At 69.3% G+C, this 19,887-nt stretch carries 18 protein-coding genes; 9 read left to right on the forward strand and 9 right to left on the reverse strand.

The features are described from left to right. Window positions 1-21: 21 nt before the first annotated feature. The 6 genes from LHP98_RS13495 (at window position 22) to LHP98_RS13520 (ending at window position 6,259) form a co-directional block, all read left to right on the forward strand. On the forward strand, window positions 22-1,455 hold the full coding sequence (locus LHP98_RS13495; RefSeq protein ID WP_227253068.1) for an FAD-linked oxidase C-terminal domain-containing protein: 1,434 nt from the start codon (window positions 22-24) through the stop codon (window positions 1,453-1,455). Between the two features lie 66 nt (window positions 1,456-1,521). Further along, window positions 1,522-2,616: an FAD-binding protein gene (locus tag LHP98_RS13500; RefSeq protein ID WP_227253069.1), complete on the forward strand. Its 1,095-nt coding sequence runs from the start codon at window positions 1,522-1,524 to the stop codon at window positions 2,614-2,616. Beyond that, the gene (glcF, locus tag LHP98_RS13505; protein WP_227253070.1) at window positions 2,616-3,905 is read left to right on the forward strand and encodes a glycolate oxidase subunit GlcF; all 1,290 of its coding nucleotides are present in this window, start codon (window positions 2,616-2,618) and stop codon (window positions 3,903-3,905) included. The genes LHP98_RS13500 and glcF overlap by 1 nt, the downstream gene beginning before the upstream one ends. An 81-nt stretch (window positions 3,906-3,986) precedes the next feature. Then, window positions 3,987-4,814 carry a trypsin-like serine peptidase gene (locus tag LHP98_RS13510; RefSeq protein ID WP_227253071.1) on the forward strand — a complete coding sequence of 276 codons (828 nt, stop codon included), beginning with the start codon at window positions 3,987-3,989 and terminating at the stop codon, window positions 4,812-4,814. Beyond that, window positions 4,811-5,653: a trypsin-like serine peptidase gene (locus LHP98_RS13515; protein ID WP_227253072.1), complete on the forward strand. Its 843-nt coding sequence runs from the start codon at window positions 4,811-4,813 to the stop codon at window positions 5,651-5,653. Before LHP98_RS13510 ends, LHP98_RS13515 begins: the two co-directional genes overlap by 4 nt. 132 nt (window positions 5,654-5,785) lie before the next feature. Continuing rightward, window positions 5,786-6,259, forward strand: a complete 474-nt coding sequence (locus LHP98_RS13520) for an Hsp20 family protein (RefSeq protein ID WP_227253073.1) — start codon at window positions 5,786-5,788, stop codon at window positions 6,257-6,259. A gap of 64 nt (window positions 6,260-6,323) precedes the next feature. Here LHP98_RS13520 and LHP98_RS13525 read toward each other — a convergent pair whose 3' ends face one another. Next, window positions 6,324-8,381, reverse strand: coding sequence for a vWA domain-containing protein (locus tag LHP98_RS13525; protein WP_227253074.1), 2,058 nt, complete (start codon window positions 8,379-8,381; stop codon window positions 6,324-6,326). After that, entirely contained in the window at window positions 8,378-8,914 is a 537-nt protein-coding gene (locus tag LHP98_RS13530; protein WP_227253254.1) for an RNA polymerase sigma factor, read from the reverse strand. The genes LHP98_RS13525 and LHP98_RS13530 overlap by 4 nt, the downstream gene beginning before the upstream one ends. A gap of 137 nt (window positions 8,915-9,051) precedes the next feature. Between LHP98_RS13530 and LHP98_RS13535 the strand changes: the two genes are divergently transcribed. Further along, window positions 9,052-10,986: a DUF3857 domain-containing transglutaminase family protein gene (locus tag LHP98_RS13535; protein WP_227253075.1), complete on the forward strand. Its 1,935-nt coding sequence runs from the start codon at window positions 9,052-9,054 to the stop codon at window positions 10,984-10,986. 106 nt (window positions 10,987-11,092) lie between these two features. Here LHP98_RS13535 and LHP98_RS13540 read toward each other — a convergent pair whose 3' ends face one another. The 7 genes from LHP98_RS13540 to ubiA all read right to left on the reverse strand — a co-directional run bounded on the left by LHP98_RS13540 (window position 11,093) and on the right by ubiA (window position 18,361). Next, on the reverse strand, window positions 11,093-11,587 hold the full coding sequence (locus LHP98_RS13540; RefSeq protein ID WP_227253076.1) for a peptidoglycan-binding domain-containing protein: 495 nt from the start codon (window positions 11,585-11,587) through the stop codon (window positions 11,093-11,095). Window positions 11,588-11,760: 173 nt separating this feature from the next. Beyond that, window positions 11,761-12,612: a glutathione-dependent disulfide-bond oxidoreductase gene (yghU, locus tag LHP98_RS13545; protein ID WP_227253077.1), complete on the reverse strand. Its 852-nt coding sequence runs from the start codon at window positions 12,610-12,612 to the stop codon at window positions 11,761-11,763. Between the two features lie 63 nt (window positions 12,613-12,675). Then, complete coding sequence (locus tag LHP98_RS13550; RefSeq protein ID WP_227253078.1) at window positions 12,676-14,154, reverse strand: NAD-dependent succinate-semialdehyde dehydrogenase; 1,479 nt, start codon at window positions 14,152-14,154, stop codon at window positions 12,676-12,678. A gap of 128 nt (window positions 14,155-14,282) precedes the next feature. Continuing rightward, the gene (locus tag LHP98_RS13555) at window positions 14,283-14,855 is read right to left on the reverse strand and encodes a hypothetical protein (protein ID WP_227253079.1); all 573 of its coding nucleotides are present in this window, start codon (window positions 14,853-14,855) and stop codon (window positions 14,283-14,285) included. Between the two features lie 157 nt (window positions 14,856-15,012). Next, window positions 15,013-15,345, reverse strand: a complete 333-nt coding sequence (locus LHP98_RS13560; RefSeq protein WP_227253080.1) for a hypothetical protein — start codon at window positions 15,343-15,345, stop codon at window positions 15,013-15,015. Between the two features lie 15 nt (window positions 15,346-15,360). Then, window positions 15,361-17,331 carry an OmpA family protein gene (locus tag LHP98_RS13565; RefSeq protein ID WP_227253081.1) on the reverse strand — a complete coding sequence of 657 codons (1,971 nt, stop codon included), beginning with the start codon at window positions 17,329-17,331 and terminating at the stop codon, window positions 15,361-15,363. A gap of 58 nt (window positions 17,332-17,389) precedes the next feature. Further along, window positions 17,390-18,361: a 4-hydroxybenzoate octaprenyltransferase gene (gene ubiA, locus LHP98_RS13570; protein WP_227253082.1), complete on the reverse strand. Its 972-nt coding sequence runs from the start codon at window positions 18,359-18,361 to the stop codon at window positions 17,390-17,392. 11 nt (window positions 18,362-18,372) lie between these two features. On the opposite strand from ubiA, the gene LHP98_RS13575 reads away from it, so the two are divergent. Further along, on the forward strand, window positions 18,373-19,101 hold the full coding sequence (locus tag LHP98_RS13575; protein ID WP_227253083.1) for a 16S rRNA (uracil(1498)-N(3))-methyltransferase: 729 nt from the start codon (window positions 18,373-18,375) through the stop codon (window positions 19,099-19,101). A gap of 187 nt (window positions 19,102-19,288) precedes the next feature. Then, complete coding sequence (locus LHP98_RS13580; protein WP_227253084.1) at window positions 19,289-19,861, forward strand: hypothetical protein; 573 nt, start codon at window positions 19,289-19,291, stop codon at window positions 19,859-19,861. The last annotated feature ends 26 nt before the right edge of the window (window positions 19,862-19,887 follow it).

Raw genomic sequence — 19,887 nt, forward strand, 5'->3', positions numbered from 1 at the left:
CAATACTGGGGAGGATCGCCGATGGACATGCCGGTTCCCGATGCCGCGATCCTGTCGCGCAAGGCCGCCATTGTCGCCCGGCTGCGGGCGGTGCTGCCCGCCGATGCCGTGATCGACGACCCGGCCGAGACGCGGGCCTATGAATGCGATGCGCTTTCGGCCTATCGGGCGCGGCCCCTGGCGGTGGTTCTGCCGCGCAGCACGGCCGAGGTGGCGGCGGCGCTGCGGGTTTGCTGGGAGGAAGGCGTGCCGGTGGTGCCGCGCGGGGCCGGCACCTCGCTGGCCGGCGGCTCGATGCCATCCGAGGACAGCGTGGTGCTGGGCATCGCGCGGATGAACGCGGTGCTTGAGGCGGATTGCGACAACCGTTACATCCGGGTGCAGGCGGGGCGAACCAACCTGTCGGTGACCGGGGCGGTCGAGGCCGAGGGGTTCTTCTATGCCCCCGACCCCTCCAGCCAGCTGGCCTGTGCCATTGGCGGCAACATCGCCATGAACAGTGGCGGGGCGCATTGCCTGAAGTATGGCGTGACGACGAACAACCTGCTGGGCGTGACGCTGGTGCAGATGGACGGCACCGTGGTCAGCATCGGCGGGCCGTTCGCGGATGCGCCGGGGCTGGACCTTCTGGGCGTGATCTGCGGCAGCGAGGGGCAGCTTGGCGTGGTGACCGAGGCGACCTTGCGCATCCTGCCCAAGCCTGAAGGTGCGCGGCCGGTGCTGATGGGGTTCGGCTCGAACGAGGTGGCCGGGGCCTGCGTCGCCGACATCATCAAGGCGGGCCTTCTGCCGGTGGCGATCGAGTTCATGGACCGCCCCTGCATCCGCGCCTGCGAGGCCTTTGCCCATGCCGGCTATCCCGATTGCGAGGCGCTGTTGATCATCGAGGTCGAGGGCAGCCCGGCCGAGATCGACGAGCAGCTGGCGGCGATCACGGTGATCGCGCGGCGGCACGATCCGGTGGCGCTGGAAGAGGCCACTGACGAGGCCCATGCCAAGCGCATCTGGCTGGGCCGCAAGTCGGCCTTCGGCGCCATGGGGCAGATCAACGACTACATGTGCCTGGACGGAACCATTCCGGTGTCGGCCCTGCCGCAGGTCTTGCGGCGGATCGGCGAGTTGAGCCGCGACTACGGGCTGGAGGTGGCGAACGTCTTCCACGCCGGCGATGGCAACATGCACCCGCTGATCCTTTATGACGCCAACAAACCGGGCGATCTTGAGCGGTGCGAGGCGATGGGGGCCGACATCCTGAGACTTTGCGTCGAGGTGGGCGGATGTCTCACCGGCGAGCATGGCGTGGGGATCGAGAAGCGCGACCTGATGGGGGTGCAGTATCGGCCGGCCGATCTGGAGGCGCAGATGCGGGTAAAGGACGTGTTCGATCCGAAGTGGTTGCTCAATCCGGCCAAGGTGTTTCCGCTGGAGGCAAGTGCCGCGCGGCGCGCGGGCTGAGGCCGCGGACCGGGGCGCTGCCCCGGACCCCGGGATATTTTCGGACAGATGAAAAGGGCAGGGGCGATGCGGCCTGCGGACGAGGCGGAACTGAGCGAGGCGATCCGCGGCGCCAACGGACCTCTGGTGGTGCGGGGCGGCGGCACGCGCGGGCTGTTCGGCGCCGGCGAGGCGCTGGACACCGGCGGGATCACCGGGGTGCGGCTTTATGAGCCGGCGGCGCTGACGCTGGTGGCGGCGGCGGGAACGCCGCTGGCCGAGGTCGAGGCGGTGCTGGCGGCCGAGCGGCAGCGGCTGGCCTTCGAGCCGGCCGACCTGCGCGGGCTGCTGGAGCGGGACGGCGTGTCGACCATCGGCGGGGTCGCGGCCGAAAACGCCAGCGGGCCACGGCGGGTGCAGGTCGGGGCGGCGCGGGACGCCATGCTGGGGGTGCGGTTTGTCGATGGCACCGGGGCGGTGGTGGCCAATGGCGGGCGGGTGATGAAGAACGTCACCGGCTATGATCTGGTCAAGCTGATGGCCGGCAGCCGGGGCACGCTGGGCGTGCTGACCGAGGTGGCCTTCAAGGTGCAGGCCCAGCCCGAGGCCGAGGCGACGCTGGTCGGCGAGGGGTTCTCGGCCGCCTCGGGGCTGGCCGCGCTGCGGGCGGCGCTGGCGTCGCCGTTCGACGTGTCGGGGGCTGCCTTTGTGTCGGGGCAGGTGCTGCTGCGCATTGAGGGGATGGCGGGATCGGTGGCCTACCGGGCCGGGCGGCTGCGGGCGCTGACGGCGGGCGATTGGACCTTGGTCGAGGGCGCCGAGAGTGCCGCGCTGTGGCGGGCGGTGCGTGATGTGCAGGCCTTTGCCGGACGGCCGGGGGCGGTGTGGCGCATCTCCTGCGTGCCCGGCGAGGCGCTGGCGGTGCCGCAGGCGCTGGCCGCCGCCCGGGTTCCGCACGAGGCGCTGTGGGACTGGGGCGGTGGCCTGTTATGGTTGATCTGCCCCGAGGGGCAGGGGCGTGTGATCCGCTCGGCGCTGGGCGAACGCGGCCATGCCACGCGGGTGCGCGGCGACGAGGCCGCGCCCGCCCTGCCGCCGCTGTCACCGCAGGTGGCGGCGCTTGAGGCGGGGCTGCGCGCGAGGTTCGACCCGCGCGGCCTGTTTGCCGGGGGGCGCGGCTGATGCAGACCAATTTCACCGAGGCGCAGTTGCGTGACCCGGGGTTGGCCCGCGCCAATGAAATCCTGCGGACTTGCGTGCATTGCGGCTTCTGCACCGCGACCTGCCCGACCTATCAGGTGCTGGGCGACGAGTTGGACAGCCCTCGCGGCCGCATCTACCTGATCAAGGAGATGCTGGAGACCGGCCGCCCGGCCGATGCCAAGACGGTCAAGCACATCGACCGCTGCCTGTCGTGCCTGTCGTGCATGACGACCTGCCCCTCGGGGGTGCATTACATGCACCTGATCGACCACGCCCGGGTGCATGTGGAAAAGACCTACCGCCGGCCGCTGATGGACCGGCTGCTGCGCGGGCTCTTGGCGCGGGTGCTGCCCTATCCGGGGCGGCTGCGGCTGGCCTTGCGGGCGGCGGCACTGGGGCGGCCCCTAGCGCGGCTGATCCCCGATGCCCGGCTGCGGGCGATGCTGGCGCTGGCGCCGCAGCGGGTACCGCCGGCCAGTGCCAGCGACAGGCCGCAGGTCTTTGCCGCAACCGGCCCGCGGCGGATGCGGGTGGCCCTGCTGACCGGCTGCGCGCAAAAGGCGCTGGACCCGGATATCAACGACGCCACCATCCGGCTGTTGCGCCGCTTCGGCTGCGAGGTGGTGGTGGCGCGGGGCGCGGGCTGCTGCGGGGCGCTGACGCATCACATGGGCAAGGACACCCTGGCCCATGCCAGTGCCGCGGCCAACATCCGGGCCTGGGTGGCCGAGGCGCAGGGCGAGGGCCTTGACGCCATCGTCATCAACACCAGCGGCTGCGGCACCACCGTCAAGGACTATGGCCACATGTTCCGCAACGATCCGGCGCTGTCCGGGGACGCCGCGCGCATCGTGGCGCTGGCGCTGGACGTGACCGAACTGCTGGCCCGGCTGGACCTTCCCGAAGGCGCGCCCAAGGGGCTGCGGGTGGCCTATCACTCGGCCTGCTCGCTGCAGCACGGCCAGCGGGTCACCACGGCGCCGAAAGACCTGCTGAAACGCGCCGGGTTCGAGGTGGTGGAACCCGCCGACAGCCACCTGTGCTGCGGCAGCGCGGGCACCTACAACCTGCTGCAACCCGCTATCAGCGGCGAGTTGAAGACCCGCAAGGTGCAAACGCTTGAGGCCCGCAAGCCCGACGTCATCGCCGCCGGAAACATCGGCTGCATCACCCAGATCGGCTCGGGCACCGCCGTGCCGGTGGTGCATACGGTGGAGCTGCTGGACTGGGCGACGGGCGGGCCGCGGCCAAGGGCAATGGGCGGCTAGGTCGTGCCGCCGCCAGTCGGACGCGCCGCAAATCCGCCCGAATCCCTGCCTAACCCTGTGCGGAAGTCGCAGAGGATTGCCATGCCGCGCCGTTTGACGCTTGCCCTTGCTCTGTGCCTGCCTCTGGGCCTTGCCCTGCCGGCTGCCGCCCCTGTGCTGGCCCAGGACACGGGTCTTATCGGCATGCCGACGGCAGATGACGCCAAGGGCTGGCAGGGGGTCGGCAAGCTGCTGCTGGGCGACCACGGCTTTTGCACCGCAGCCCTGATCGCACCGCAGATCGTGCTGACGGCGGCGCATTGCCTGTTCGACAAGGACACCGGCGCGCGCACGCCGGATGGCGAGATCACCTTCCAGGCGGGCTGGCGGAATGGCCGGGCCGAGGCCTATCGCGGTGTGCGCCGGTCGGTGGCGCATCCCGACTATGCCCATGCCGACGACGAGGACGTCGCCCGCGTCGCCTATGATGTGGCGCTTCTGGAACTGGACCAGCCGATCCTTCTGCCGCAGCTCCTGCCCTTTTCGACCGCCCGCCAGCCCGGCAGCGGCGACGAGGTCAGCGTCGTCTCCTACGCCCATGACCGGTCGGAAATCCCTTCGATCGAAGAAGGCTGCGCAGTGCTTTCATCCTATCACGATGCGATGGTGCTGAGCTGCGACATCGACTTCGGATCGTCCGGCGCGCCGGTGTTCCTGGTGCGCGACGGGGTAGCGCGGGTGGTGTCGGTGATCTCGGCCAAGGCCGAGCTGGACGGCAAGAAGGTGGCGCTGGCAGTGCCGCTGGACGCGCCCCTGGCGGTGCTGCAGGCGGAACTGGCGGCGGCGGGCGAAACGCACAAGGCAGCGGCCGGGGTCCGGATCATCTCGGGCGGCGACGCCGGGGCCGGAGCCAAGTTCGTCTCGCCATGAAAGCTGCGGTGGCCGTTCTGGCGGCGCTGGCCGCGCTGGGGCCGGTGGCGGCCGAGACCACCGGGCTGGAACCGCTGACCCGGCGTGACCAGCTTCTGGGATTCGAGGCGGTGGGCCGGATCGAACTGGGCCGCGACGGCTTTTGCACCGGGGCGCTGATCTCGACCACGCTGGTGCTGACGGCCGCGCATTGTGTGCATGGCAGCGGCGGCACGCCGGTGGATCCCGGCGAGATCCTGTTCCGCGCCGGCTATTCCGAAGGGATGTCGATCCGCGAAGTGCGGGTCGCGCGCACCGTGGCGCATCCGGACTATGCGCCCGACACCCCGGTTTCGCCTGAGAACGTGCGGCATGACGTGGCGCTTCTGGAACTGGCCGAGCCGATTCCGGCCGCGGTGGCCGCGCCCTTCGCGCTGCGGGCGCCGGGCAAGGGCGACCAGGTCTCGGTCGTTTCCTATGCGGCCGGTCGCGAGGATGTGCTGACCTGGCAAAGGGCCTGCAATGTGCTTGGCCGGGCCGAAGGGCTGATCGCGATGGACTGCGACGTCAGTTTCGGATCGTCCGGTGCGCCGGTGCTGGACCGGACAGGGTCGCGGGCGCAGATCGTCTCGATCATCTCGGCCGGCGGGCCGGTCGAGGGCGTGAACGTGGCCTATGGCATGGACCTGCCGCAGGTGGTTGCCGAACTGAAGGACCTGCTGGCCAAGGGCAAGCCGCTGGCGGTGGCAGGCTCTGGACCAGGCTCTGGGGCAGAGGCGGCAACGGCGCCCAAGGCGCGGCGGCTGGGCGTGGGCGACGGCACCAACCGCGACATCGGGGCGCGTTTCGTCAAGCCTTGAGCGGGGTCTTGAAGGCGCCGCCGGGAATTCCCAAATGACCAATGCCGGGCGCCATGATGGGCCCGGCACATCGGCCCGGCCCCGGCAAGGGGCGGGCCATCCTGACGACGCATCGCTTTTCGGAGGATGAACATGCGCAGCTTCGACTTTGCCCCCCTTTACCGTGCCACCGTCGGCTTTGACCGCGTGGCCGACCTGATGGACCGGGTCCTGTCCGCGGACATCGCCCAGCCCACCTATCCGCCCTACAACATCGAAAAGACCGCCGAGAATGCCTATCGCATCTCGATCGCGGTGGCCGGTTTCACCCCCGACGACCTGTCGGTCGAGGTCAAGGACGGCAGCCTGAACGTCGCCGCCCGCAAGGCCGCCGACGATTCCGAGCGCGCCTTCCTGCACCGTGGCATCGCCACCCGCGCGTTCGAGCGCCGCTTTGCGCTGGCCGACCATGTCCGCGTCTCGGGCGCGGTGCATGAACACGGCATGCTGCACATCGACCTGGTGCGCGAAGTGCCCGAGGCGATGAAGCCCCGCCGGATCGAGATCGCCCGCCCGGCCAAGTCCGAAACGCCGGCGCTGGAAGCCAAGGCCGAAACGGTGAACTGACCGGCTCAGCCCGAACATGCCAAGGCCCGGGGAATTCCCCGGGCCTTTTCCGTTTCCAAAGGTTTCAGCGGTCCAGGCCTTGCGCCAGCCGCATCAGGTTGACCGCCTCGATCCGGTAGCCATAGGCATCGTCGCCCCGCGCCGACAGCGCCAGCGCGATGGCCTGATCCCAACCCCAGTCGCCCAGATAGACGCTGTCGGTCAGCAACTGGCCAAAGCCCGCGATGGCGGCGGCAAAGCGCGCCTCGTCGGTGGCCGGTTCTTGCCCGGTGATCGGCGTCTCGACCAACTGGCTTTCCCCTTCGCCCGGCGCCTTCCAGCGCAGCCGCAGAAAGCCCAGCTCGCCCGCCGCGCCTTCGGTCGCCGCCGCCGTGCCATAGCGCAAGGGATCGTTCAGCAGCGCGTCCGACCCGGGTGCCGTGACCTCGTAGATCGCGGTCACCTGCAGCCCGGCGCCGATCTCGCCCGCGTCCACCGCGTCGTTGTTGAAGTCCTCGCGCCGCAGCGCCCGGGTCTCATAGCCGATCAGCCGGTATTCCGCGACCTGGGCGGGATTCCACTCGACTTGCACTTTCACGTCATCGGCAATGGGGAAAAGCGCCCCTGTCTGCTGGTCCACCAGCACTTTTCGCGCTTCCGACAGGGTGTCGATATAGGACGCCGTGCCGTTGCCGTTCTGCGCCAGCGCCTGCATCGTGGCATCGTCCAGATTGCCCCGGCCAAAGCCCAGCACCGACAGATACACCCCCTCGTCGCGCTTGCGGGCGATGAAATCCTCCAGCCCCGCAGGGTCGGACAGGCCGACGTTGAAATCGCCGTCCGTCGCCAGCAGCACCCGGCTGACCTCGCCTTCGGCGGCCATGCCCGCGGCCACCTGATAGGCCAGCTCGATCCCTTCCGCCCCGGCGGTCGACCCGCCGGCCATCAGCCCGTCCAGCGCGGCCAGGATCCTGTCCCGCTCGGCGGCCCTGGTGGGCGGCAGCACCTCGCCGGCCGATCCGGCATAGGTGACGATGGCGATCTGATCCTCGGGGCGCAGTTCCGCCAGCATCAATGACAGCGACTGCTTCAGAAGGCCCAGTTTGCCCGGGTCTTCCATGCTGCCCGAAGTGTCGATCAGGAACACCAGATTCAGCGGCGGGCGATCAGCCACGGCGGGCAGCTCGCCCTGCAGCCCGATGGTGACCAGCCTTGTGCCGGGGTTCCAGGGCGTCGGCATCACCGAAACCGTGGTGCGGAAGGCTTGCCCCGCCTCGGGTGCGGGGTAGGCATAGGGGAAATAGTTCACCATTTCCTCGACCCGCACCTGATCAGGCGTCGGCAGCGACCCGAGGTCCAGGGTGGACCGGACCACCGCATAGGAGGCCGTGTCGATATCGGTCGAGAAGGTGGACACCGGCTCTTCCGCCGTCACCTTCACAGGGTTTGCCTCGGCAGTGGCAAACTCCTCGGTGTTCGGTTCAAGCTGCGGCATCGGCATCGGCTCGGCCGCAGGCGCGGCGACCGAGGGCATCGTCGCCCCGCCCGCCGCCAGATCGCCGACCAGGCCTTCGGATTTCTCCTTGCGGGCGCGGCCCATCTCTTCTTCGGTCAGGTAGGCCAGCGCGTCTTCCTGAAGGGTTTCGTTCGCCGCCTGGTCGGTGCGGCTGTCGGCCTCGGGCGCGGCGTCGGCGGCTGAGGCGGCCGGCTTAGGTTCGGCCGGCGTCACCGCCACAGGCGCATCCGCCCCGGGCGGGGTGCCGGCATCGGCCAGGGAAGAGGCTTCCGGCTTCGGCGCCTCTGGCGCCAGGGTGCGGGGGGCAACCGGCGGCCCGCCGGGGCTGCGCAGCTGTTCGGTCACCGGCAGCAGCACGGCAACGCCCACGACCAGGGCGGCAATCGAGGTGGTGGCGGCCAGCGCGGGCCGGGTGGTCAGAAGGGTCAGCATGGAACGCACTCCGTTCAGGAACCCCGCCCGCGGTGGGCGGTCTTCCTTCGGACGCGACGCAGGGCCGGAAGCTTGGAGCCGGTCGAAGTTTTCCATCGCAAGCGCCAGCGCGCGGGCCTTCGCCTCGCCGTCAGGCGGCGGGGCGGCCTTGAGACCGGCCTTCAGCCTCTCAAGCGGATCGCGGTCTTCGGTCATGTCGCATCCTCCGCCGCCATCGCCCGCAGCCGTTTCTTCACTTCCGACATCCGCCAGGCGATGGTGCCTTCGGAAACCCCCAGCACGGCGCCGGCCTGGCTTTGGGTCATCTCTTCGCCTAGCACCAGCGCCAGCGTGTCGCGCAATTCGGGCGACAGCCGCGTCATCGCCTCGGCCAGCCAACCTTCGGCCTCGCGCTGCACGGCAATCTCGTCCTGCCGGGCAATCTCCCAATCCCCCCAGCCATCCGCTGCGCGGGCCCGCGTCGTCTGCCGCCGCCGCCGGTCATGTGCGGCGTTCACCACGATGCGGTACAGCCAGGTGGTGAACCGCGCTTCACCCCGAAACTGCGCCAGCTTGACCGGCAATGCGGCGCAGATGTCCTGGGCCAGGTCTTCCGCCTCGGCCCGCACCCCGGTCAGCCGGAAGGCCAGCCCGAAGATGCGGTCGTAGTGCCGCCCGACCAGCGTCGCAAAGGCAGCGCGGTCGCCGGCGTTGGCGGCCTTGGCCAGGGTCTCGTCCGAGGTATCCATCAGCATGACGGTAGTTTGACGCACACCGACCCGCAATCCTTGGCGCCCGCGCCGGCACCCGCGTCCCTCTCTTGCCCGCCACCCGCTTGTCCGGCCGCGGGGCCTCCCCTAGGGTGCGAACACCTTGGGAAAACACCATGCTGCATCTGCTTCGCCTCGTCCTTTTCCTTTGTCTTGCGTCCCCCGCTCTGGCCGAGGGGCTGGCGCGCAGCCCGACCCCTGCCTGGGTGGACGAGATCGCGCTGCCCGCCGACGACCCCGATCTGCGCGCGCAGGCGCTGGACGGGGTGCACTACATCCTGTCCGACTTCCAGGTCGCCTTCGTCGGCGAAGAACGCCACAGCTACGCCCGCACAGTGATGCAGGTCACCGACCGCGCCGGGCTGGAACTGGCGGCGACGGTCAGCCTCGACTTCGACCCGGCCTTCGACCGGATGGCGCTGACCCGGCTGGTGGTGATCCGCGACGGGCGCGAGATCGACCTGCGCGACAGCGTGGCGGAAGAGATCCTGCGGCGCGAAGAGCGGCTGGACGAAGGCATCATCGACGGCACGCTGACCGCCTACCTGCAGATCCCCGACCTGCGGGTGGGCGACATCGTCGACTACGCCTCGGTGCGCGAGATGAAGCCGCTGGTCGGGGCCGGGGAACGCTCGGTCTTCGCGACGATGGAATGGGATGTGCCGGTCGGTCTGACCCGCACGGTGGTGCTTTGGCCCAAGGCCTGGCCGATGACCCTGGGCCCGCTGCCTGACCGGGTGACCCATGCCCAAGGTCCCGGGCCGGGCGGCACCCTGCGCCACGAATGGCGGCGCGAGGGCCATGTGCCGCCCCGGCCCGAGGAAGCGGTGCCCGCGCTGGACGACCCCACTGCCTATCTGCGACTGACTGCCGATGCCGACTGGGGCGCGCTGTCGGCGGCGCTGACGCCGTATTACGCGGCCGACTACCCGCTGACTCCCGAATGGGATGCCAAGGTCGCCGTCCTCGCCGCCGCCAGCCCCGACCCCGAGACCCGCGCCATCGCCGCGCTGAGGCTGGTGCAGGACGAATTGCGCTACGTCTCGCTGTCGGTCGGGGCGGGCGGCATTCTTGCCAGGCTTCCCCAGGAGGTCATTCCCTCGGGCTTTGGCGACTGCAAGGACAAGGCGCTGCTGCTGGTGGTGATGCTGCGCAAGCTGGGGGTGCAGGCGCAGGTGGCGCTGACCGACATCGACAACGGCGCCGGGCTGCCGGCCGAGGTGCCGATGCTGGGCGCCTTCGACCATGCCATCGTGCGGATCGTGGTCGACGGCGAGGCGCATTGGGTGGACCCCACCGCCTCGCACCAGGGCGGCGGATTTGCGACAATGGCCGTGCCGCCCTATGCCTGGGCTTTGCCGCTGGCCGGCGCCGGCCAGACCGGGCTTGAGCCGATCCCCGAAGTCGCCGAGACCGCCTGGTCGACCGATGTCACCGAAAGCTACCGGTTCACCGCCGGCGGAGTGTTCCTGACGGTCAGGTCGGTCTACCTGGGCGGGGCGGCCGATTCGCTGCGGCAGCGCTTTGCCACCTCGCCACGGCGGCAGATTTCTGACGACTACCTGGATTTCTACCTGGGCCGCTATGCCGGCCTGACGTTGCAGGACGACATCGTGATGCAGGATGACCGCGCGACGAACCGGCTGACCATGGAGGAACGCTACGTCCTGCCGCGTGCCGCGCTGAAGCGCGACGGGCTGGACCTGGATTTCCCCTTCGCGGCCGAGGATTTCGCCTCGAACCTGCCGGATCGGCTGATCGGCCCGCGGACCCTGCCGATGGACAGCGGCGGGCCAGCGGTGTTTCGTCATGTCGTCGAGGTGAAGGGGGCGGGGTTCGACTTCAATGTGCCCGACCCGGTGCGCCTGCGGAATGCGGCCTTTGCCTATGATTTCACCGGGCGGGCGCCGGTTCGCGGCGAAATGGTGCTGGCCTGGACCCACCGGCGGACTGGCGGCGTGGTGCCCGCTGCCGAAGTGGCGGCGGTCCTGCGCGATGCCGAGACGGTGCATGACACCACCTGGTTCGGCTGGAACGTCCAGCCCGAATAGGGCCGCCGACAGGCAAAGGCCCCCTTTCCGACATGGCGGAAAGGGGGCGGGCGGCCCGGTCGGGGAGACCGGTTGAGCCCGGGCCGCCTTTGGCTTGCGGGACGGCCTAGAAGATCAGGCCGTCATAGACCGCGAAAGCGCCGCCGGTTGTCCGCAGATTGCCTGCGGCGCCGGCGTCGCGGGCATAGCTGACCACCGCATTGTAGGTGCGCGGCCCGAACGAGCCGTCGATGCCGCCGGCATAGTAGCCGGCCTGGCGCAGGCTGCGCTGGATCGCCTTCCGTTCGGCCGCAGAATAGGTGTTGAAGGCGCGGGCGACCGGGGTCGCGTAGATCGAGGTGGTGGTGTAGGTCGGCGCCGGGTCGGCATAGACCGGCGCCGGGGCGTAGGTCGGGGCCGGCGGAGCGGCGCGCGACTTGCGGCCCTGTTTCAGCATCTCTCCCACCACGACGGCGGTGACGACGCCGGCCACGAAGTTCTGTTCCCCTTCGCCCCAGGCACGGGCGGGAGCGGCGGGAATGGCGGCGACCGACAGCGCGGTCAGGGCGGCAAGGGCGGTGGTGCGGGCGGTGGTGCGAACAGTCTTGGCAGCGGTAAGCATCGGGTCGTCCTTTCTGGCTGGCCCCTCGAGCAGTGGGGCGATGAGGCCAATGTGGGACTGCGGCCGATGCTAGGCAAAATCGCCCGGCTGATAGCGGGAAACAGCCTTCCGCTATCGGATAGCAACCGTGTTTTCAAAGCGTTGACGCAGGCTACTGGTGGCAGCGCTTCGCCTCAGGGCTTGGGCAGCGCGTCGAAGTCGGCGGCCGAGTGGCGTTCGCGCAGTTGCTCCCACGGCTCGCCCCAGGTCCGGTTGACCTTGCGGCCGCGCTGCACGGCGGGGCGGGCGTCGATCCGGCGCGCCCATTCCATGACATGGGCATAGCTTTCCACATCCAGGAACTCGGCCGCGCCATAGGCCCGGCCCAGCGCCACCGAGCCATACCAGGACCAGATCGCGATGTCGGCCAGCGAGTATTCGCCGCCGGCCATCCAGGCATGCTGTGCCAGATGGCGGTCCAGCACGTCCAGCTGGCGCTTGACCTCCATCGCATAGCGGTTGATCGCGTATTCGATCTTGACCGGGGCATAGGCGTAGAAATGGCCGAAGCCGCCGCCCAGGAAGGGCGCGCTGCCCATCTGCCAGAACAGCCAGCTGAACATCTCGGTCCGCGCGCTTGGCTCCTTCGGGATGAACGCGCCGCCGGACTTCTCGGCCAGATACAGCATGATCGAGGCGCTTTCGAACACCCGTTGCGGCGGGCTGGCCGAATGGTCCATCAGTGCCGGGATCTTGGAGTTCGGGTTCACCGCCACGAAGCCCGATCCGAACTGGTCGCCCTTGCCGATGTCGATATGCCAAGCGTCATACTCGGCGGAGTGGCCTGCTTCCAACAATTCCTCCAGCAGGATCGTCACCTTGATGCCGTTTGGCGTGGCCAGCGAATAGAGTTGCAGCGGGTGCTTGCCCACGGGCAAGGGCGCCTCGTGCGTGGCGCCCGCGACAGGCCGGTTGATCGAGGCGAAGGTGCCGCCCGAGGGCTTGTTCCAGGTCCAGACCTTGGGCGGCACATAGTCTTCGGACATGCGGCTCTCCTGACACGCGCAAGGGGGCGGACCGGCCGCCCCCTTGGATCGGGTGGCCGCCGGTCAGATCGACAGACAGATGTATTTCATTTCCAGGTAATCTTCCATCCCGTGCCGGCTGCCCTCGCGGCCCAGGCCCGATTGCTTGACGCCGCCAAAGGGTGCGACCTCGGTGCTGATGATCCCGGTGTTGACGCCGACGATGCCGTATTCCAGCGCCTCCTGCACGCGGGTGATGCGGCCGATGTCGCGGGCGTAGAAATAGGAGGCCAGGCCGAAGATCGTGGCATTGGCCTTCTCGATCACCTCTTCCTCGGTGTCGAACTTGAACAGCGGCGCCACCGGGCCGAAGGTTTCCTCGTTGGTCACGACCATCTGGTCGGTCACCCCGGTCAGGATGGTGGGCTGGAAGAAGTTGCCGCCCAACTCGTGCCGCTCGCCGCCCAGGATCACCTGCGCGCCCTTGGCGGTGGCGTCGGCGATGTGTTCCTGCACCTTCTCGACCGCGGCCATGTTGACCAGCGGGCCGAACTGCACCTCGCCGGCCAACCCGTCGCCCACCTTGGCCTTGGCCACCGCCTCGCGCAGCTTGGCGGCGAAGGCGTCATAGACCCCGGCCTGCACGTAGATGCGGTTGGCGCAGACGCAGGTCTGGCCGTTGTTGCGGAACTTCGACGCCATCGCGCCCGCCACCGCGGCATCAAGATCGGCGTCGTCGAACACGATGAAGGGCGCGTTGCCGCCCAGCTCCATGGAGCATTTCATCACCTGCTCGGCCGCCTGCCGCAGCAGGATGCGGCCGACCTCGGTCGAGCCCGTGAAGGTCAGCTTGCGGACGATCGGGTTCTCGCAGAACTCTTTCCCGATGTCGGAGGATTTCTTCGAGGTGATGATCGACAGGATGCCCTTCGGCAGCCCCGCGCGTTCGCCCAGCACGGCCAGCGCAAGCGCCGAAAGCGGCGTCTCGGCGGCGGGGCGGGCGACGAAGGCGCAGCCCACCGCCAGCGCCGGGCCGCATTTGCGGGTGATCATCGCGTTGGGAAAGTTCCACGGCGTGATCGAGGCGACCACGCCGATCGGCTGCTTCAGCACCATCAGCCGCTTGTCGCGCTGGTGGCCGGGGATGGTTTCGCCATAGACCCGCTTGGCCTCCTCGGCGAACCATTCGATGAAGCTGGCGCCATAGGCTATCTCGCCCTTGGCCTCGGCCATCGGCTTGCCCATCTCGGCGCAGAGGATGACGCCCAGGTCATCCTGGTTGGCCATCATCAGGTCGAACCACTTGCGCAGGATGATCGCGCGTTCCTTGGCGGTGCGCGCTGCCCATTCCTTCTGCGCGTCCTTTGCCGCCGCAATGGCGCGGGCGGTCTCGGCGCGGCTCAGGTTCGGCACCGTGGCGATCACGTCGCCGCGGGCAGGGTTCACCACCGGAAAGGTCGAGCCGTCGTCGGCGTCGATCCATTCGCCGGCCACATAGGCCTGGGTAGCCAGAAGCGACGGGTCCTTCAGAAGGTCGCGCAGGTTGGTGACGGAATCCAGCATCGGGGCCTCGCGGTCATAAAACAGGGATCGCAGACACGTCGCATGTCCGCCCCCCGCTTGTCCAGTTCGGGGCCGGCGTTAGGTCCAGTCCTCACGCAAACTTGGGGCCGGCTGGCCGGATGGCGCCATCACTGGCCGTAGGCAGCCAAGGCGGCATGGTCGATCTGCGCCAGCACCGGCTCCATCACCGCCACCGGCGCGCCGGTGGCCTGCACCATCAGCCGCTCGCCGACGATGGTGAACAGGCTGTCTTCGGCCTGGGTCAGGTACTCGGCCCCGCCGATGGTCTTCTTGCCGCCCATCATGGTGACCAGCATCTCGTTGTTGTACATCTCCTGCATCGACAGGAACATCGGGTTGTCGGCAAAGATCGTGATGGTGAAGTACTGCTCGTCCGGCCCCGAATAGGTGGCCTCGATCCCCGATCCGCCGCCGATCACCACCATGGTGGCGGTCATGTCGGTGTTCTCGCTGCGGGTCCAGCCATCGGGCGCGGGTGGCAGAAGGGCCAGCAGTGCCGCCGATTGCAGTGCCGACAGCGCGCTGTTGGCCTCGGCGATGCGCCGGGCGGTCTCAGTCAGCTTGCCATTGGCATAGGCCGCGGTTGCGGCGTCCAGTGCGTCCGACACGGCATCGGCGCGGGCGGGCGGCGAGGCGAAGGCCACGGCGAAGGCGGCGGCAAGAACGGCGACACGGCGCATGACCGGAACTCCCTCGGCTGATGCGGCGGAGGCTACGCCCGCACCCCGCCGGCTGCCAACAGCCCCAGTGTCGCAAGCAACCGGAATTCGAAGTCGAATTCCGTGGCCGATTTCCGGCTCCGGAAATCGGCTCCGCGACCGGCCGCAGGCGTTTTCGTCAGCCGTTCGCGTGCATCCGCTCGATATAGGCGCGCATTTCCTCGGCTTCCTGGCGGGCGTCGCGCAGGCCCTCCATCGCGGCGCGCAACTCGGCCTCGGTCTGGGAGATCTGGTTCATCAGCTCGGCCTCGCGCTGTTCCAGATAGATCACCGCCTGGTCGCGCACTTCCTCGGCTTCGTGCAGCGATTGCGCCAGGCGGTCCATCTCGGCCAGGTCGGTGCCGGCCGACTGGCGCGAGAAGCGGTGCAGGATCCAGTGCGCAAACCACCCCATCGCAAAGGACAGCAGAAGCGTGATGGCGGTGGCAATGACGAATTCGGTGCGGTTCATGGGGGTTCCTTGGCCTCAATCCTCTCGCGCGGGGCGCGGTTTCGGGCGCATGGTCTTTTCCGAAGGGGCGACCGAGGGGCTGTCGTCGGTCGAGAAATCCGGCGCGGCGGCGGATTCGACGGCCGCTTCGACGGCCGCCGCGACCGCACCGCCGGGCTGCTTCAGCACGAACTCGATGCGCCGGTTGGCCTCGCGGCCGGCTTCGGTTTCGTTGTCGGCGATCGGCAGGGCCTCGCCATAGCCCACCGCCGTCATGCCCGAAACATCGACGCGGCGGCCCTGCAACGCGATCAGCACCGCCTCGGCCCGGGCCTGGCTGAGCGCCTGATTGCCGCCTTCGGAGCCTTGCGAATCGGTGTGGCCGGCAATCTCCATCCACAGTCCGGGGCAATCCTGCAGGATCTTGGCCAGGGCGTCGATCACCGGCCCGGCTTCCGATGCGATCTCGGCCGAACCGGGGGTGAAGGTGATCTTCTGGCTGGCCATCACCGTGCGCAGATTGGCCTCACATTCCTCGGGCGTGGGCAGCGCGGCCAGCGGGTCCAGCTCTTCGTCGTAGCGGACGTCGACGCGGAAGGTCTGGCCCTGGCCCAGCCGCGAGGACAGGATCTGAGTGATCTTCGCCCGCGCCTCCTGCGATCCGGTGACGCCCTTCACCTCGACCAGATCGGACCGCACCAGCAGGCTGCCGTCGTGCAACTGGCCCAGCGCTTCCAGCCCCGCCAGCACCCGCACCGGCCAGCCGTCCGGCAGGTTCTGGTCCAGCAGCGTGGCGACATAGACCAGGTCGGCGCCGAACTGCGCCCGCGCAAAGGCATCCACCGCGGCCTGTTGGGTCTCGTCCACCAGCCGGCCGCGCAGCTCGACCTTGCCTTCTGCCGACAGCGTGGCGGTGAATTCGGCCGGGCCTTGCGCCGCGGTCTCGGCCCTGGGCGGCGTGGCGTCCAGAGAGAACACGTCGGGCAGTGAGGCGCGCAGCTCTCCGACCACCCGGTCGAATTCGGCCTGGGTCACGCCATCGCCGGCAACCAGCGTGATGTCGGTGTCGGAAAAGGTCAGCGTCCCGGCGTTCAGCGCGGCGACGGCGCGGATGCCGGCCGCGGCGGCCTCGCCCCAGCGCGGCGAGGGCACGCCCATGCCGATGGTGCAGGCGACGTCTTCGGTCATGCCTGCCTCGCGCGCGGCGGCCAGGATCTGCCCCTGGGCCCGTGCGGTATCGGCCGAACAGGCGTCGAAGCGGGCGCCGGTCGCGTCCTTGATGAAGCGCAGGGTGAACGGCGTGATCACCGGCCGCGGCGCCGAGATGTCGGCCACCAGCTTCACCCCCTCGGGCACGCTGGCCATGAGGTCGGCCTCGAACTGCCGCTTTTCCTCGGCGCTGTCGGCGATCGCCGTCACTTCGACCCGGTCTGCCATCACCGAGATCTTCGAGCGTTCCAACATCTTCAATGCCTCAAGCCCGAAGCGCAGCGCGGCATCCCAGGTCTCGGGCGGGGCATATTCGGCCGCCTGCAGCATGTTCGCCGGCTCGACCCCGGGCGTCAGTGCGGCGGCGGCTTGCGCCAGGTCTGCGGCCGTCAACCCGCCGATTTGCGTGGTCTTGGGGATCAGGCCGATCAGCTGGATGCCGTCGTCATTGCGCAGCATCTCGACCGAGAACCGCGGCGGGGCCAGCGCGCTGGCCGGTGCCACGTCCAGCCCGTCGCGAATGCGCGAGCTGTCGACCACGCTGCCGACCAGGTTCAGCACCGTGAACCGTGCCGCCTCGGTGGGCGCGGTGCCGGTCAAGAACACCTGCAGCCCGTCGCTTTCCACGCCGACCCAATCCATGCCGGCCGCGGCCAGCCGCTCCGAGACCACGCTTTCAGATCGGCTTTCGATCACCAGCGCGGCGCCAAGGGCGATCAGCAGCATGACCAGGCCGGCCGCGGCAAAGCTCAGCGCGGCAAGGACCGTCGGGGACAGAAGGAGCAGGCGCTTGGGCACGGGATCAGGCTCGTTGCGGCGACCCCCGCTTCGTAGGGGTTTGTCGCGGCGGGTTCAATCAGACCAGCGCGGCAACGGCAAGAAACGGCACAGGGATCAGCCCGGCGTCGCGGTTGGCGCGAAAGGCGACAATGCAACTGGCCGGGTCGTCCAGGTCCAGCCCGCGCATCTGCCAGGCCATGTGCAGCCCGAACCCCCAGACCCCGGCCAAACCCAGAAGCATCGGCCAGACGCCGCGCGCGGCGGGAATCGCCACGATCACCGCCGCGGCCATCAACAGCACGGCCAGCGCCAGGAACCCGGCCAGCCAGGCGCCGCTGCGTTTCCCGAACAGCCGCGCGGTGGACTTCACGCCGATCAGCGCGTCGTCCTCCTTGTCCTGATGGGCGTAGATGGTGTCGTAATACAGCGTCCAGGCGATGCCGCTGGCATACAGCAGCACGGCGGCGACAGGCACGGTCCCGGAATGCGCCGCCCAGAGCAGCACCGCGCCCCAGTTGAACGCCAGGCCCAGGAACACCTGCGGCCACCAGGTGAATCGCTTGGCGAACGGATAGACCGCAACCAGCGCCAGCGAGGCCACGCCAAGGCCAACCGCCAGCCAGTTGTAGCTGAACAGGATCAGCGCCGCAGCCAGCGCCTGCGCCACCATCCAGGCCAGCGCCTGCGACACGCTGACCTGCCCCGACGGGATGGGGCGGCTTTTCGTGCGTGCCACCGCGGCGTCAAAGTCGCGGTCGGTGATGTCGTTCCAGGTGCAGCCGGCGCCCCGCATCAGGAAGGCTCCGGCGCCGCAGGACAGCACCAGCCACAGGTCCAAAAGCCTGAATCCATCAATATTTGCGGCCAGAACCACGGCCCAGAGGCAGGGGATGTACAACAGCCAGGTGCCGATCGGCCGATCAGCCCGCGACAGCCGCAGATAGGGCCGCGTCGGGGCGGGGGCCCAGCTGTCCACCCAGTTGCCGCGCGGGGCGTCGGCCACGGCATCCAGGGGCGCGGCCTCTGGTGTTCGGGGCGGTTCAAACATAGGTTCGCCTCATGGCAGGGCCGAAGATCAGGGTGTTTGTAGATCAGCCGCTTGGGCAGGGGCAAGCCGTGGCCTTGAACGAGGCGCAGGCGAACTATCTGTTTTCGGTCATGCGGCTGGGCCTTGGCGACGCGGTGCAGTTGTTCAACGGCCGCGACGGCGAATGGCAGGCCACGGTGGCCGAGGCCGGCCGTCGCCGCGGCATTGCCGTCTGTGCGGCGCAAACCGTGCCGCAGGGAACGCCGCCCGACCTGTGGCTTCTGTTTAGCCCGGTGAAGAAGGACCGCACCAATTTCATTGTCGAGAAGGCGGTCGAGATGGGGGTGGCGCGGCTGATTCCAGTGGCCACCCGGCACATGAATTCCGAACGTCTGCGGGCCGAAAAGCAGCAGGCCCATGCGGTCGAGGCAGCCGAGCAATGTGGCGCGACCTGGGTGCCCGAGGTGGCCGAGTTGCAGCCGCTGGACCGTCTTCTGGCCAACTGGCCGGCGGCGCGGCGGCTGTTCTGGGCCGACGAGGGCTGCTCCGGGCCTGGAAACGGCTGGGAGGATGGTCCGGCTGGCGCGGCAGCGGCGATCCTGATCGGCCCCGAGGGCGGCTTTTCGGCGGACGAGCGTGCCCGGCTGGCGGCTCTGCCCTTCGTCACCGCGGTCACGCTGGGTCCGCGCATCCTGCGGGCCGAGACGGCGGCGGTGGCAGCGCTTGCGCTTTGGCAGACGCGTTTCGGAGACTGGCGATGATGCGGCCGGCGCTGCAGGGCGGCATCGTGGCCGCAAGGCGACACGCCGGCAGACGGCATGACCTGCCTCGGGTCTGCGGGAACGACAAATCCGCTGCGCGGGCCGCAAGGCCGCGCGGCATCCGGCCGGTCGGCTGCGACCGGCATGCACAGTTGAAGACCCTGGTAAGGGTCGGGGAGATGATGACATGAGCCTGTTCCGTCCCGAAGTCCTCCGCCTGTTGGGCCGTTGGTTCGACCCCGCCGCCGGAGCGGCAACCATCGCGGTCGGGGTCTGGACCGTGCTGCATGGCGGCTTTCTGCCGATCATCACAGGCGTCGCCTTCGTGGCGCTGGGGGCGGGCTGGGCGATCCTTGGCCTGCGGCGGCTGCGGTTCGAAACCGATGCCGCCGCGCCGGGCGTGGTCGAGGTGGATGAGGCGCGGGTTCGGTATCTGCATCCCCGGATGGGCGGTGAAATCAGCCTGAACGACCTGGTCGAGTTGCGCCTTGCCGCCTTCCGCGGCCGGCGGATGTGGCAGTTGACCGATGCCACCGGCCGCGGTCTGCTGATCCCGCTCGACGCCGCCGGGGCGCCAGCGCTTTTCGACACCTTCGCGGCGCTGCCCGGCCTTTCCTCGGCGGCGCTCGTGACGGCTCTGCAGGCGCCGGCCGCGCTGGGCGCGACGGTTCCGGCAACCGCCCTGGACGACCGTCCGGTGTGGCGCCGCCCCGGTGCCGCGCCGCTGAACATCGGCAGCGACGGTGCCGGTCGGGCTTGACAGCGCGGGCGCGGCACGACACCTGT

It is taken from the genome of Rhodobacter sp. Har01 (assembly GCF_020564565.1).
Lineage (GTDB): Bacteria > Pseudomonadota > Alphaproteobacteria > Rhodobacterales > Rhodobacteraceae > Pseudogemmobacter.

What these genes read in the sequence shown, in the direction of transcription:
- glcF (WP_227253070.1), top strand. Translation starts at nt 2,616, where the DNA reads ATGCAGACCAATTTCACCGAGGCGCAGTTGCGTGACCCGGGGTTGGCC.
- LHP98_RS13540 (WP_227253076.1), bottom strand. Translation starts at nt 11,587, where the DNA reads ATGCTTACCGCTGCCAAGACTGTTCGCACCACCGCCCGCACCACCGCC.
- ubiA (WP_227253082.1), bottom strand. Translation starts at nt 18,361, where the DNA reads ATGTTTGAACCGCCCCGAACACCAGAGGCCGCGCCCCTGGATGCCGTG.
- LHP98_RS13575 (WP_227253083.1), top strand. Translation starts at nt 18,373, where the DNA reads ATGGCAGGGCCGAAGATCAGGGTGTTTGTAGATCAGCCGCTTGGGCAG.
- LHP98_RS13495 (WP_227253068.1), top strand. Translation starts at nt 22, where the DNA reads ATGGACATGCCGGTTCCCGATGCCGCGATCCTGTCGCGCAAGGCCGCC.
- LHP98_RS13560 (WP_227253080.1), bottom strand. Translation starts at nt 15,345, where the DNA reads ATGAACCGCACCGAATTCGTCATTGCCACCGCCATCACGCTTCTGCTG.
- LHP98_RS13555 (WP_227253079.1), bottom strand. Translation starts at nt 14,855, where the DNA reads ATGCGCCGTGTCGCCGTTCTTGCCGCCGCCTTCGCCGTGGCCTTCGCC.
- LHP98_RS13550 (WP_227253078.1), bottom strand. Translation starts at nt 14,154, where the DNA reads ATGCTGGATTCCGTCACCAACCTGCGCGACCTTCTGAAGGACCCGTCG.
- LHP98_RS13580 (WP_227253084.1), top strand. Translation starts at nt 19,289, where the DNA reads ATGAGCCTGTTCCGTCCCGAAGTCCTCCGCCTGTTGGGCCGTTGGTTC.
- LHP98_RS13525 (WP_227253074.1), bottom strand. Translation starts at nt 8,381, where the DNA reads ATGACCGAAGACCGCGATCCGCTTGAGAGGCTGAAGGCCGGTCTCAAG.
- LHP98_RS13520 (WP_227253073.1), top strand. Translation starts at nt 5,786, where the DNA reads ATGCGCAGCTTCGACTTTGCCCCCCTTTACCGTGCCACCGTCGGCTTT.
- LHP98_RS13500 (WP_227253069.1), top strand. Translation starts at nt 1,522, where the DNA reads ATGCGGCCTGCGGACGAGGCGGAACTGAGCGAGGCGATCCGCGGCGCC.
- LHP98_RS13515 (WP_227253072.1), top strand. Translation starts at nt 4,811, where the DNA reads ATGAAAGCTGCGGTGGCCGTTCTGGCGGCGCTGGCCGCGCTGGGGCCG.
- LHP98_RS13530 (WP_227253254.1), bottom strand. Translation starts at nt 8,914, where the DNA reads ATGGATACCTCGGACGAGACCCTGGCCAAGGCCGCCAACGCCGGCGAC.
- LHP98_RS13510 (WP_227253071.1), top strand. Translation starts at nt 3,987, where the DNA reads ATGCCGCGCCGTTTGACGCTTGCCCTTGCTCTGTGCCTGCCTCTGGGC.
- LHP98_RS13535 (WP_227253075.1), top strand. Translation starts at nt 9,052, where the DNA reads ATGCTGCATCTGCTTCGCCTCGTCCTTTTCCTTTGTCTTGCGTCCCCC.
- yghU (WP_227253077.1), bottom strand. Translation starts at nt 12,612, where the DNA reads ATGTCCGAAGACTATGTGCCGCCCAAGGTCTGGACCTGGAACAAGCCC.